General features: G+C 63.3%; 11 protein-coding genes. 5 read left to right on the top strand and 6 right to left on the bottom strand.

Annotated elements, in window-relative coordinates:
• Window positions 1–12: 12 nt before the first annotated feature.
• A complete protein-coding gene (gene dauA / locus QD172_RS02640; RefSeq protein ID WP_279854820.1) occupies window positions 13–1,815 on the bottom strand; it encodes a C4-dicarboxylic acid transporter DauA in 1,803 nt (600 codons plus the stop codon).
• 296 nt (window positions 1,816–2,111) lie between these two features.
• Between dauA and QD172_RS02635 the strand changes: the two genes are divergently transcribed.
• Window positions 2,112–2,300 (top strand): CopG family transcriptional regulator, encoded by a 189-nt coding sequence (locus QD172_RS02635; protein WP_084208379.1) that lies wholly within the window; start codon window positions 2,112–2,114, stop codon window positions 2,298–2,300.
• Window positions 2,301–2,490: 190 nt separating this feature from the next.
• Here QD172_RS02635 and QD172_RS02630 read toward each other — a convergent pair whose 3' ends face one another.
• Together QD172_RS02630 and QD172_RS02625 are read right to left on the bottom strand one after the other, a co-directional pair.
• Window positions 2,491–3,777 (bottom strand): FAD-binding oxidoreductase, encoded by a 1,287-nt coding sequence (locus QD172_RS02630; protein WP_279854819.1) that lies wholly within the window; start codon window positions 3,775–3,777, stop codon window positions 2,491–2,493.
• Between the two features lie 244 nt (window positions 3,778–4,021).
• Window positions 4,022–5,431, bottom strand: coding sequence for a sodium:solute symporter family protein (locus tag QD172_RS02625; protein ID WP_279854818.1), 1,410 nt, complete (start codon window positions 5,429–5,431; stop codon window positions 4,022–4,024).
• Between the two features lie 246 nt (window positions 5,432–5,677).
• Here QD172_RS02625 and QD172_RS02620 point away from each other — a divergent pair, with 246 nt between their 5' ends.
• Entirely contained in the window at window positions 5,678–6,649 is a 972-nt protein-coding gene (locus QD172_RS02620; RefSeq protein WP_176503805.1) for a LysR family transcriptional regulator, read from the top strand.
• 163 nt (window positions 6,650–6,812) lie between these two features.
• Here QD172_RS02620 and QD172_RS02615 read toward each other — a convergent pair whose 3' ends face one another.
• Together QD172_RS02615 and QD172_RS02610 are read right to left on the bottom strand one after the other, a co-directional pair.
• Window positions 6,813–8,378, bottom strand: a complete 1,566-nt coding sequence (locus tag QD172_RS02615) for an aldehyde dehydrogenase family protein (RefSeq protein WP_279854817.1) — start codon at window positions 8,376–8,378, stop codon at window positions 6,813–6,815.
• Window positions 8,379–8,381: 3 nt separating this feature from the next.
• Complete coding sequence (locus QD172_RS02610) at window positions 8,382–9,302, bottom strand: NAD(P)-dependent oxidoreductase (RefSeq protein WP_279854816.1); 921 nt, start codon at window positions 9,300–9,302, stop codon at window positions 8,382–8,384.
• A 128-nt stretch (window positions 9,303–9,430) separates the two neighbouring features.
• On the opposite strand from QD172_RS02610, the gene QD172_RS02605 reads away from it, so the two are divergent.
• Window positions 9,431–10,381 (top strand): LysR family transcriptional regulator, encoded by a 951-nt coding sequence (locus QD172_RS02605; RefSeq protein WP_279854815.1) that lies wholly within the window; start codon window positions 9,431–9,433, stop codon window positions 10,379–10,381.
• Here QD172_RS02605 and QD172_RS02600 read toward each other — a convergent pair.
• Window positions 10,361–11,284: a LysR substrate-binding domain-containing protein gene (locus tag QD172_RS02600; RefSeq protein ID WP_279854814.1), complete on the bottom strand. Its 924-nt coding sequence runs from the start codon at window positions 11,282–11,284 to the stop codon at window positions 10,361–10,363. The genes QD172_RS02605 and QD172_RS02600 overlap by 21 nt on opposite strands.
• 148 nt (window positions 11,285–11,432) lie before the next feature.
• On the opposite strand from QD172_RS02600, the gene QD172_RS02595 reads away from it, so the two are divergent.
• Together QD172_RS02595 and QD172_RS02590 are read left to right on the top strand one after the other, a co-directional pair.
• A complete protein-coding gene (locus tag QD172_RS02595) occupies window positions 11,433–11,909 on the top strand; it encodes a nuclear transport factor 2 family protein (protein WP_279854813.1) in 477 nt (158 codons plus the stop codon).
• Window positions 11,910–11,989: 80 nt separating this feature from the next.
• Window positions 11,990–12,631, top strand: a complete 642-nt coding sequence (locus QD172_RS02590; protein ID WP_279854812.1) for a glutathione S-transferase — start codon at window positions 11,990–11,992, stop codon at window positions 12,629–12,631.
• Window positions 12,632–12,636 lie beyond the last annotated feature (5 nt).

Raw genomic sequence — 12,636 nt, 5'->3', positions numbered from 1 at the left:
TGGCTGCGCTCGTCACTCGTCTGCCAGCCAGCGCCGTGCGACCGCGAAGGCGCGTGGCAGGTTGCGGCACCAGGTCAGCTCTCCCGTGCGCTTGCGAATGCCGGCCCGGCGCAGCTTGACGATCAGATGGCTGGGGAGCCCCGACAGGACCAGCGCCACGTGCTGGTGGCGCATGTCATCGATCAGTGACTGCAGAGCGACGATGGCCGTGCCGTCCATGCTGGGTACATCGGCCATGTCGAGAATCACGATCTGGACCTTGTCATCGACCAGGCGCAGCGAGGTCAGTGCCTTTTCCGCCACGCCGAAGAACAGGGGGCCGTCGATGTCATAGAGCGCAATCGCTCGGGTGTATTCTCCCCGGGCATGCGTCTGGCGTGGAGGATCGCTCTCTGGCGCATCGTTCTCTGGCGTGTCTGTCTCCGGCATGTCAATGATCTGACGGGTCTGGGTGAGCTGCATCATGCGGCGGATGAACAGCGCCGCCGCCAGGCCGATGCCAACCGCCACCGCCAGTACCATGTTGAACAGCACGGTAAGGCCGAAGCAGATCAACAGGATCGCCACGTCACCGCCGGGGGCAGAGCGCAAGGTATGCACGAAGTGACGAGCCTCGCTCATGTTCCAGGCGACGATGAACAGCAAGGCGGCCAGTGTGGCCATCGGCACTTTTCCCAGCAGTTCCGCCAGCGCGATCACCGCCAGTAGCACCACCGCGGAATGCACCACGGCGGCCAGCGGTGAGCGGGCACCACACCGGATGTTGGTGGCCGTGCGAGCGATGGCGGCGGTGGCGGTGATGCCTCCGAACAGCGGCGCCACCAGGTTGCCCAGCCCCTGGCCGATCAGTTCGGCATCCGGATCATGGCGTGTCCTGGTCAGTCCATCAGACACGACCGAGCACAGCAGGGATTCGATGGCGCCCAGCATGGCGATGGCGATGGCAGGCCCCAGCAATGCGCGGATCAGGGTGAAATCCAGTGGCAGTGGATATCCGTCCGCTCCGGGCAGGTGCCAGGGGGCCAGAAATGCCGGGGCAATCGGAGGGATACCATTGCCACTGTCGTTCAGCGTTTCCCAGCTGAAGCGTGAGGCAATGGTCTGCACCAGCATTTCATGTGAGTCATCGCCCAGGCCGTGATTGACGGCGTAGGCGGCAAGTGCCCCGACGAACAGGCCCACCAGCGGCGCGGGAATCGGGAGGTGAAGTCGCGGCCATAGCAGCATGACCACCAGCGAAAAGACCCCGATGGACAGTTCGAAAGGATTCAGTGTCGGCAGGGCGGCCAGAATCTGACCAACGTTCTCCACGAAGTGCTCGCCGAGCTGACCGACACTCAGCCCCAGGAAGTCAGGCACCTGCAAGACAGCGATCACGACGGCGATACCCGCGGTAAAGCCCAGCACGACGGGATAGGGCACGAACTGGATGAGTCGCCCCATGCGCGCCAGCCCCAGCATGACCAGTATGGCGCCCGCCATCATGGTGGCGATCAGCAGGCCACCGAGCCCGTACTGCTGAACGATGGGGAACAGGATCACCACGAAGGCCGCTGTCGGGCCGGAGACGTTGACGCGTGAGCCGCCCGTGATGGCAATGATCGCCCCCGCGACGATGGCCGTGTACAAGCCATGCTGTGGTGCGACGCCGGCGGCGATGGCCAGTGCCATGGACAGCGGCACCGCCACGGTGCCGATGGTCAGCCCGGCCAGGATATCCTGGCGGAGATCGGTGAGGCCGTAGCCTGAGTGCCAGGCGGAGCGCAGGCCGGTGGCGATGCGGGGGAGGCGCATGGGAGAGCGCTTGGGGGTCATGGTGGTGGGTCCTCGCGGAGGGAGACGCTACGCTGACTCTGGTGCTGGCGTGTCAGGGCATGGCGTGACATGTCCGAACACGACGAATGCATCAGGCAGCAGCAGGGCGGTCGTCCTGGACTGTCTGCCTTGTCATGACGATCTCATGATAAAGAGATGGTAAAAAAATTAACATGTCATTGGCATGTTCGTCATCCGCCCCCCAGTGTCAGGGGGGCTGGCCTGTCGGGATTGGCTTGTCTGTACCGGACCCTCGGTATTACCATCAGATGTTAATGGTTTCGGGAGAGCCGAGGATGGAAAAGAAGACCGCACGTCTGACCCTGATGATTGACCCCCACAAGAAGCAGGCCTTCGAGCAACTGTGTGCCACGCAGGACCAGACGCCCTCTCAGGTCGTTCGTCAGTTGATCCGCGAGTATCTGCAGGCACATGGTGTCGAGTACGCCTCCCAGCCCGGGCGTCCGCAACCGCCATCTTCCTGAAAGAACGGGTGTGAAGGGCGTTCTGGCAAGCCGTGACTTGGTCTTCGCTGAAGTGGCCTGTGCTGACAAGCTCTGCGCTGACAATCTCTGCGCTGACGCAAGAGACAAGAAGCCCCTGACAGGCGAACCTGTCAGGGGCTTTCACGTTCATGGGCCAGGCCATTCACCCAGCTCTCTCAGATAGGCGAGATCATTGGCAGAACCTGACCGGTGACAGGCTGCGCGCGTAGCCCGGCAGGGGCTCGCCTGCCACCATCCGGGCCACGATATCCCCTGTCTCGGCCGAGAGTGTCAGGCCCAGATGGCCGTGCCCGTAAGCGAGAAGCAGGCCGGGGCAGCCAGGCATTTCGCCCACTACCGGCAGGCCATCGGGGGTGGAGTGGCGCACCCCCATCCAGTGGCGGGCGACGTCGAGGGGCTGACCGAAGAGTGTCTCGCCCCATTGTGTGAGGGCTTGCCAGCGCTGTGGCGAGGCGGGGCGCGAAGGCGCACAGAACTCGGTGGTGCCCGCCAGGCGAATGCCTTCCGCCATTGGCGAGGCGTAGAAGTGATGCGCCAGCCAGCCTACCGGGCGTGAGAGTGGCAGCTGGGTGGCGAGTTCGATGTGATAGCCGCGCTCACTGACCACCGGCAGACGCTTGCCGAGTCCCGCCAGTAGTGTGTTGCTCGCGATACCGGCACAGACCACGACATGCGGGACCTCGTGGGAGGTGGTGGCGGTGTCGATGCGCCAACCACCACTGGTCAGCGGCGTGAGGGCGTCGACCTGCTGCGCCGTCCACTCAAGGCCACCTTCTTCCAGCTGTACGAAGAGTTGGTGGCTGAGTGACAGCGGGCTGGTGAGGTGGCGGGTGTCAGGGAAGAACAGGCCGCCTGCCAGCCCCTTCGGGTTGAGCGACGGTTCCATGTCCCGCAGCTGGCTCGCGCCCAGCGCCTGACATTCGACCCCGTCACGGCGCTTGGCCTGGGCCATCTTCTCCAGCGCCGGCGGGGTGATGGCGGTGTCGCGCTGGATCTGCAGGCAGCCTGTCTGGCTGGCCAGCGCAGTGGTGGCTTTGGTCTGCAGGTCATCGATCAGGGCATGCTGACGTTCGACGGCATTGGCCAGCAAGGCAATCAGATCTGCCTTGTGGCGCTGGAAATTGGTGGGCGTTGCCGCCTTGAGGAAACGCCAGCCGAAGTCCGCCAGGGCGGGGGTGTGGCGCAGGGCGATGGCAAGGGAGGGCTGCCTGCTCAGCAGGTGGCCCGGCAGCTGGCGCAGTGTGTCGCCGCTGGCCATCGGCGAGGTGGCGTAGTTGGCGATCAGACCGGCGTTGCCGAAGGAGGTGCCTTCACCGACGGGATTCGGGTCATACAAATGAACGTGATAGCCACGTGCCTGCAAGGCGCGGCAGGTCGCCAGGCCGATGATGCCGGCGCCGATGACGGCAATGCTGTCGTGGCTCGACACTCGGGCGGCGGGGGATTGCGGGGTCATCGCGCGTACTCTCTTTGCCGGTCATGCCGGGCGGATTGCCCGACATGATCAGCGTGATGAAGACGGTGTGAGGGTCGTGACAGGGCCATGACAGAGCTTGGAAAGCCTTGGTCGAGCGGCACAGACCCTGCCGATGGCTCAGTTGTCGCGGTAGAACTTCCAGGAGGCGATGGCGATGACCACGGCGGTGAGGATGCTCAGCAGACAGATGGTGTAGAGAGTGAATCCGAACATGGTCAGGTCCTCAGGAGTGGGTGGGCTGGATCGGGGCGTTCTTGCCGTTGTGGTCTGGCGCCGCGTTCAAGAACTGGTAGACGAGGGTGAAGACCACGATATTGACGATGACGCCAGCAATCAGTGGGGTGAGCCCGGTGAGGGCTTCCAGTTCCAGGCCACTCCATTTCCACATGCTGGTGGCCAGGGCGCCGGCGATCATCGCGGCCACACCAGCACGCTTGCAGCGAATCCTGAACAGCACGGCGAAGATGAACGGCAGCAGGATGGTCGGCGCCCACAGGGCGTAGCTCAGCAGCAGCGCATCGATGATCGAGGTGGCGTAAAGCGCGAACACGATGGCGCCCAGGCCGATGGCCAGATTGACGCCGCGCTCGATCCACAGCTGTTGCTTGCCGGACATGGCGGGGTTGATGAAGGGCTTGTAGATGTCGGTGACGAAGATGACCGCTGCCGAGTTCAGATAGGAATCCGCCGTTGACATCACCACCGCCAGCAGTGAGGCCAGCACCAGCCCGGTCAGCCCCAGCGGCAGGGCGTCGCGAATCAGTTCCGGCATGGCCTGATCCGGCGAGATCTGCGGATAGAGCACCAGCGCGATCAAGCCGATAGTGGAGCTGACGGCATAGAACAGCAGACCGAAACCACCGGCCAGCGAGTAGCCGATCCTGGCATGGCGGGAATCCGGTGCGGACAGGGCGCGCTGGGTGTAGGGCGGGACGAGGGTCTCGCCGAGCAGGAAGGCGATGAAGATGCTGATGAACATCAGCGGCGTGTAATCGCCCATGAGGCTGAAGTGTTCGCTGGGGAGCGCGGCGATCAGGGCCTCGGGGCCACCGATCTTGTCGAGCCCGACGATCATGGTGATGGGCAGGAAGACCGCTAGCATCACGAACTGCACCACGTCAGTCTGGATCACGGCCCACATGCCGCCGGCCGTGGAGTACACCAGTACCACTGCCATGCCAATCAGGATGCCGGTGCTGATCTCGATGCCCAGGATGGCATTGAAGACGGTGCCGATGGCCAGCGCCTGGGCGCCGAGAATGCCGATGCAGAAGATCAGCGAGAAGATGCCGGTCAACAGGCGAGCGCTGCGACCATAGTGTTGCGCCATGATGTCGCCGACCGTCTGTGCCCCTGCATAACGCTTGAGGCGTGGCGCGATGTAGAGGCCCGCGATGATGGTGGCGATGGGGAAGGCGGAGGCCGCGAACATGAAGGCGTAGCCTTCGTCGAAGGCCTTGCCGGCGCGACCCATCGAGGCACCCCCGCCGAGGAAGGAAGCGGCGAGCGTGGCGAACAGCACCGGCCAGATGATCTTGTTGCCGGCGACAGCGAAGTCGGCACTGCTGGATGTCTTCCTGGCACTGCGATAGCCGATATACAGCAAGATGGCGAAATACAGCAGTAGCCCCATGAGGTCGATCGTGTGCATTGTCTGTGGCCCTTTGTTGTTGGTTATGAGGGTCTGGTCAGCTTCCTCCCGCTGGGGGTATAAGCACAACTAAAGGCTGTCTATTAAGTCATAAGAACAATTTAGAGCCTATTCACGAGAGGCTAGTCTTGAGCATCCAGTCCCAAGCGTCCATTCTCGAACGCCAGGCACGAGGGCCTTGCCACGAGAGTCCCGTCACGAGAGCCCCGCCACAAGAGCCCAGTTGTCATGAAACTCAGACATAACCTGCGTCAGTTGCAGATCTTCCAGGAAGTGGTGCGCACGGGCAGTCTCTCCCAGGCAGCGCGTCGGCTTGGTTTGACGCAACCGGCGGTGAGCACGGCGATCGCCAATCTGGAGAGTGACGTCGGGTTTCTGCTCTTTCGGCGTAACCACTATGGCACCCAGTTGACACCGGAAGCCGTCCATCTGGCGGAGGGTGTCGACAAGGTGCTGGCATCGGTGGGGCATCTGGATGAACTGACGGATGGTCTGCGTGATGGTCACGCCGGCAAGCTCACCGTGGCCTCGATGCCGGGGCTTTCGCCGACGGTGATGCCTCGAGTGATGTCACGCTATCTTGCCGACTTCCCCAGGAGTCGTCTGTCGCTGCAGACGTTCAGTTCACGCAAGATCGCCGAGTGGGTCGCCGAGGGCCAGTTTGACCTCGGGGTCATCGAGGCAGACGCCGCGGTCGAGGAGCTGGTGCTGGAGGAGTATCAGCTCTGCATGGCACTGGCCGTGCCTGTCATGCATCCGCTGGCGCAACGCGAGGTCTTGTTCCCACAGGATCTGGCCGGGGAAACCATCATCACGCTGGATCAGCACCATCAGAGTACCTTGAAGCTAGCGCGTGCCTTTCAGCAGGCAGGCATGACGCTGCAGGCAAGCATCGAGACGCATCTGTTTCCCTCGGTCGCGATGCTTGTCAATGAAGGGATAGGCATTGCCTTGATCGATCCGGTGACGGCGGAGGCGATGCTGGCGCGGCGCGATTGCCAGCTGCGCGTGGTGCCATTCGCGCCGACCATCAACCTGGATGTCGCGCTGGTCACCTCGCGTTTTCATCCCGTCTCGCGTCAGGGGCAGCGCTTCATGCCCTATCTGACGGCGGAGCTTGCTGCCTGGCAGCAGCGCTCGAAGGAGCGTTATGCCGTGACGATGCCGGAGGATGGCGAGGATGCCGCCCCCATGGTGTGAAGCCACTCATGATGGGTCACCGTCACGGACCTGGTCATCTCCCTCGGCGATACTGCCGACAACAATACCCTCGCCAAATAAGCACCAAGGCCCCACCGCTGATGGGCGGTGGGGCCTTGGTTGCCGTTTCAGGCGTGACCGAAGGGTCAGGGTCGCAGAGCCCTCATTCCAGACTCGCCCCATAGCCGAAGCTGGCGGCCGGTTCGGCGGCGGTCTCGACCCACACGCTCTTCACTTCGCTGTATTCGCGCAGCGCATCCAGCCCGGAGGAGCGGCCATAGCCACTCTCGCCGTAGCCCCCGAAGGGGGAGCTGACGTGAATGGTCTTGTAGCCATTGACCCAGAAGGTACCCGCGCGCACCTGACGCGCCACGCGGTGGGCGCGCCCGACATCACGCGTCCAGACGGCACCGGCCAGCCCGAAGCGACTGTCATTGGCGATGCGGATGGCGTCGGCTTCCTCCTCGAACGGTATGGCGACCACGACCGGGCCGAAGATCTCCTCCTGCGCGCAGGTCATGGCGTTGTCGCCCAGCAGCACCGTCGGCGCGACATGATAGCCGCCGGTGTCCGGGATGGGGTCTGCTGAGCCATCCGCCAGGCGCGCGCCGTCTTCAAGAGCACCAGCCAGCATCGACGTCACATGCTGGTATTGCCTGGCGTTGTTGATCGGGCCGATCTGGGTCGCCGGGTCCTGCGGGTCACCGAGAGTGAATTGCGTGGCAGCCTCGGCCAGTGCAGTGGTGAATTTCTCATAGATAGAGGCCTGTACCAGCAGGCGCGAACCCGACACGCAGCTCTGGCCGGCACCGGAGAAGATGGCCGCCTGAGCGCCGCGCAGTGCCACCTCGAGATCGGCATCCTCGAAGACGATATTGGCCGACTTGCCACCCAGCTCCAGCACGCTGGGAATGCAGCGCTGCGCCGCGGCGGTGGCGATATGGCGGCCGGTGGCGGGGGAGCCGACGAACACCACCTTGCGGATATCGCCCTCGGCGATGAACGCCTGGCCAATGGTATGGCCGTAGCCTGCGATGACGTTGACCAGTCCGCGTGGCACGCCGGCGCGCTCGATCAACACACCGAGGGCCAGCGAGGACAGCGCCGTCAGCTCCGAAGGCTTGAGGATCACCGCATTGCCGGCGGTGATGGCCGGGGCGATCTGCCAGCCGGCGGTGAAGATCGGCGCATTCCACGGCGTGATCTGCAGCACGGTGCCCAGCGGCTCATAGGTCACGTAGTTGAGGTGTGAGGTCGGGACCGGAATCACCTCGCCGTGCAGCTTGTCTGCCCAGCCCGCGTAGTACTCGAACATCTCGGCGACCTTGGCCACCTCGACACGCGCATCACGAATCGGCTTGTTGGCGCTCAGTGCTTCGAGTTCGGCCAGCGCCTCGGTCTGCTCACGAATCAGGCTGCCTATCTGGTAGATGACGCGCCCACGCGCCTGGGCGGTCATGGCAGCCCACTGCGGTTGCGCCTGGCGTGTGGCGGCAGTCGCGAGCGCGACCTGGGAGAGATCTGCATCCGGGAAGGACAGCATCAGGCTGTCATCGTGAGCGTTGCGTACCTCGATGGGGTCACCCGTGCCGGTGATGAACTCACCACCGATCAGGCTGCTGACGATAAAACTGTCGTCATGAGATTGGCTGCCGTTCTGAAAATTCTGCATCAACTCGGCGATACGTTGAGTCGTCGAGGATGCCGGGGTCATGTCCTGGGTCAGCATGGCTTATTCTCCGTGGCCAAAGAGGGTCGGGTCAGTGCGTTGCACGATGGCGCAGAAGTCTTCGCTGTCATCCAGGCTCGCGCGGCTCTCGTCCCAGAGTTGCGCCACGGCGTCGGCAAGGGGGAGCTCCAGTCCAAGCGTTGCTGCCAGATCACTGGCCAGCCCGACATCCTTGCGCATCAGGCCCATGGTGAAGCCGGAATCGTAGGCCTTGTTGATCACCCAGCTGGGGAACATCACCTGGCTTGCGCCGCTACGTCCCGAGCCCGCATTCACGCCTTCCAGCAACTTTTCTGGGGAGACACCCGCCCTGGCGGCCATGGAGACGGCCTCCGCCGTGCTGATCAGATGGCAGGCCGCCAGCATGTTGTTGGCAATCTTGGCGACGTTGCCCGCCCCGCAACCGCCGACGTGCACGCGGCTGCCGCTCATGGCTTCCAGTACCGGCATGACGCGAGCCAGCACTTCCTCCTCGGCACCGATCACCATCGACATGCTGCCACTCGCCGCGCCCTTGGGGCCGCCGGATACCGGGGCGTCGATGAAGTCGATGTCGCGTGTCGCCAGGGCCGCCGCCACCTTGCGGCTGGTCTCGGGAGTCGAGGTGGTGGTGTCGATCACGATCAGGCCCGGCTTGCCCAGCGTCAGGAGACGGGTGGCGGCTTGATCCTCTTCCTGTGCGCCTTCCTTGCCCAGACATAGCTGCTCTACATGCTCTGCCTTGGGCAGCGACAGGATCACGATATCGATCCTGTCCAACAGTTCTGCAAGCGAGCTGACCGGCGTGACGCCTGCCGCGGCAGCCTTGTCACGCGCAGCCTGTGAGAGATCGAATCCGAAGACGGGGAAGTCATGGCGAGCAAGTGTGGCGGCCATGCCGCCACCCATGTTGCCCAGTCCGATGACACCGACGGTTATTGTCATTGTGTGATTCCTGTCGTGGTGAAAGGGGGATGGTCATCCGGTGACTCGAGTATGGACAGCGCTTCTGTGTTCCAGCAATAATCCAAAATTCACTTTAATGTTGTCTTCAAGGCAATGCTGGGGGCGTGATGAGTCTGGTGCAGGAACGACGTATCAGTCATTTCCACGAGGCCGCCAGACTGGGCAGCGTGCGGGCAGCGGCGGATTTCCTGAATGTGGCACCGTCGGCGGTCAGCCGACAGATCACCCAGCTGGAGCATGAGCTGGGCATGCCGCTGCTTGAGCGTCACCGACGTGGGGTCAAGCCGACGGAAGCCGGCGAGCGGGTACTGGAGTACTACCGACAGCGTCTGGCGCAGCAGGAGGTACTGCTGGAGTCGTTGCAGTCATTGAAGGGGCTGCAGAGTGGCTCATTGGTACTGGCCATCGGCGAGGGCTTCATCGAGGGGCTGGCGGGGCCCTTGAGCCGTTTTTCCGCGCGCTATCCGGGCATCGAGCTCAAGGTGAATCTATGTGGCAGCAATGAGGTGATCCGTCAGGTCGTCGAGGACGAGGCGCATCTGGGGCTGGTGTTCCATCCGGCAAGCGATCCAAGGATTCGCGCGCACGTCTCGCGCCCTCAGCCGGTGTGCGCGGTGGTCAATCCGGCGCATCCTCTGGCGCGTCAGGCGACGGCGGCTGTGCCCGAGCCACTGTCGCTGGCGGCGCTCGACGGATATGCCTTGGCGCTGCCGGAGGTGTCGTTCGGCATTCGCCAGATCGTCGCGCAGGCGGAGCATCAGGCCGGGGTGATGCTGAGCCCGACGCTCACCTGCAACGCGCTGGCGATGCTCAAGCGGTTCGCGCTGCAGGGCGGCGTGACCCTGCTGCCGGATTTCGTGGTCAGTGAAGAAGTGGCAGCGGGCAGGCTATGTCGACTGTCGCTTCAGGAAGCGCCTTTCATCACGCCGCATGTGCAACTGATCAGTCGACTGGGCCGGCAACTGAGCGTCGGTGCCGATCGACTGCTTGGCCTGCTGCGCGAGGACATGACGGCCTTCAATGCACCGGAGGTAGGCTTAGTTTGTCAATCGCGCTGACGGTGTAGGATTCAGCACCGGGTCGGCGCGCAGACGCTCGGCGGCAAGATCCAGGAAGGTGCGTACCTTGGCCACGGCGCCGCGACCCTCGCTGTGCAACAGGTGGATCGGTAGCGGCGGTGGTTCGAGCTCCTCCAGTACGGCCTGCAGGCGGCCCTCGGCAAGATCCTCGCCAACCTGATACGAGAGCACGCGGGTGATGCCCCAGCCACTGTGTGCCGCCTCGATGCAGGCAGCAATGCTGCTCATCGTTAGCCGTGGGCTTACGCGTACAGAGTGTTCTCCCTCACGGCCGAAACGCCACTCCTTACCGTTGTTCAGTGTGCTTGAAGCAATGACGCGCTGTGTGGTCAGCGCCTCCAATGAGGTGGGAATGCCTTCGCGGGCGAAATAGGCCGGTGAGCCGCATACGACTCGTCGCACACTGCCCACACGGAGTGCCGAGAGCCCCGAAGAGGGCAGTGAGCCGATGCGCACGGCGATATCGAAGCCTTCCTCGATCATGTTGACCACGCGGTCCACCATCACTACTTCGGCGCGCATCTCGGGATAGTGCTCCAGATACTCCATCAGCAGCGGCATCACGTGAATGCGACCGAACTCGGTGGGGCAGGTGACGCGCAATACGCCGGTAGGGCGAGTCGCGGCGCCGCTGACGCCATCCTCCGCTGCCTGAAGCTCCGCCAGGATGCGCCGTGCATCCGCCAGATACCGCTCGCCGATCTCGGTCAGGCGCACGCGCCGAGTGGTGCGCGTGAAAAGGCGCGCACCCAGGCGGGCTTCCAGAGCATTGATGCCGCGTGTCACCGAGGGGGCACTCATGCCCAGCGCGCGGCTGCCTGCCGCGAAGCTTTCGGTATCCGCCACGGCCACGAAGACCTCCAGTGTCTGCAGTCGGTCCATTGCTGGCTCCTGTTCACGGCGATTATTGTCATCGGATGGAATAATGAATTGTATTCGGTGAGGATTCTAGCGCCATGTCGGGGAGAGTACCGTGGAGATGCGCCTATCCAATATGTGTCTGATCCCCCCAATCGCTGGAGTCGATGCCATGTCTGCCAATCTTCCACGTCATCCCTTGCCACCGTTCACCCCGGAAAGTGCTGCTCAGAAGGTGCGTCTCGCCGAAGACGGCTGGAACAGTCGCAATCCCCAGCAGGTTGCGCTGGCGTATACCCCGGATACCTGTTGGCGCAATCGGGCCGAATTCGTGACCGGGCGTGATGAGGTCGTGGCCTTCCTGACCCGCAAGTGGGCAAGCGAGCTTGAGTACCGCCTGATCAAGGAACTGTGGGCGACGACAGACGACCGCATTGCCGTGCGTTATGCCTACGAGTACCGCAACGACAGCGGCCTGTGGTTCCGCGCCTACGGCAATGAAAACTGGCAGTTTGATGAGCAGGGCCTGATGACCCACCGCCACGCAAGCATCAATGAACATCCGATTGCTGAAAGCGAGCGACAGTTCCATTGGCCGCTCGGGCGGCGTCCCGATGACCACCCGGGGTTGAGCGATTTTGGCTTCTGATTCGTCATCGCCAGTCACGTTTTTCTGCAGCGCACTGCGCTTGCCGCTCTCGGCTCTTTCCTTACATTGTCAGGTGAATCATGAACCCACGCTTTGCTGCTACGTCAGCTCCCATCCGTCTGTTCCGCAATCCCAAGTCCGGCCACTGTCACCGCGTCGAACTGATGCTGACGCTGCTGGACATTCCCTATGAGACGGTGGATCTCGACATGGCCAACGGCGCGCACAAGGCGCCCGATTTCCTCAAAATCAGCCCCTTCGGGCAGGTGCCGGTCATCGAGGACAATGGCGTCTTCCTGAGTGATTCCAACGCCATCCTCGTCTATCTGACCCAGCGCTATGACGGCGAGCGACGCTTCATACCCAGTGATGCGCTGGCAGCGGCCGAAGTGCAGCGCTGGCTGTCGGTGGCGGCAGGCGAAATCGCCGCTGGCCCCTGCACGGCACGCCTGGTAACCGTGTTCGGCGCCCCCTTTGACCACGAGCAGGCCATCGCTCGTGCCCATGCCCTGTTCGCCGTCATGGAGACCCATCTGGAACAGCGTCACTACCTGGTGGGGGAGCGTCTCACCTTGGCCGACATCGCGGGCTACAGCTATATCGCCCATGCTCCGGAGGGTGGTGTCAGCCTGAGTCCTTATCCCGCCATTCGTGACTGGCTTGCGCGTATCGAAGCCGAACCGGACTTCGTGGGCATGCCGACGAGCCCGATACTGGCCTGAGCCCC

Source organism: Cobetia sp. 10Alg 146 (assembly GCF_029846385.1).
Classification (GTDB): Bacteria; Pseudomonadota; Gammaproteobacteria; order Pseudomonadales; family Halomonadaceae; genus Cobetia; species Cobetia marina.
The sequence above is the reverse complement of the archived record's forward strand: the minus strand, read 5'-3'. Positions and strand labels throughout refer to the sequence as shown.

Bases quoted from the DNA above. Each gene is read 5' to 3' on its own strand.
- dauA (WP_279854820.1), bottom strand. From the start codon at position 1,815: ATGACCCCCAAGCGCTCTCCCATGCGCCTCCCCCGCATCGCCACCGGC.
- QD172_RS02635 (WP_084208379.1), top strand. From the start codon at position 2,112: ATGGAAAAGAAGACCGCACGTCTGACCCTGATGATTGACCCCCACAAG.
- QD172_RS02630 (WP_279854819.1), bottom strand. From the start codon at position 3,777: ATGACCCCGCAATCCCCCGCCGCCCGAGTGTCGAGCCACGACAGCATT.
- QD172_RS02625 (WP_279854818.1), bottom strand. From the start codon at position 5,431: ATGGGGCTACTGCTGTATTTCGCCATCTTGCTGTATATCGGCTATCGC.
- QD172_RS02620 (WP_176503805.1), top strand. From the start codon at position 5,678: ATGAAACTCAGACATAACCTGCGTCAGTTGCAGATCTTCCAGGAAGTG.
- QD172_RS02615 (WP_279854817.1), bottom strand. From the start codon at position 8,378: ATGCTGACCCAGGACATGACCCCGGCATCCTCGACGACTCAACGTATC.
- QD172_RS02610 (WP_279854816.1), bottom strand. From the start codon at position 9,302: ATGACAATAACCGTCGGTGTCATCGGACTGGGCAACATGGGTGGCGGC.
- QD172_RS02605 (WP_279854815.1), top strand. From the start codon at position 9,431: ATGAGTCTGGTGCAGGAACGACGTATCAGTCATTTCCACGAGGCCGCC.
- QD172_RS02600 (WP_279854814.1), bottom strand. From the start codon at position 11,284: ATGGACCGACTGCAGACACTGGAGGTCTTCGTGGCCGTGGCGGATACC.
- QD172_RS02595 (WP_279854813.1), top strand. From the start codon at position 11,433: ATGTCTGCCAATCTTCCACGTCATCCCTTGCCACCGTTCACCCCGGAA.
- QD172_RS02590 (WP_279854812.1), top strand. From the start codon at position 11,990: ATGAACCCACGCTTTGCTGCTACGTCAGCTCCCATCCGTCTGTTCCGC.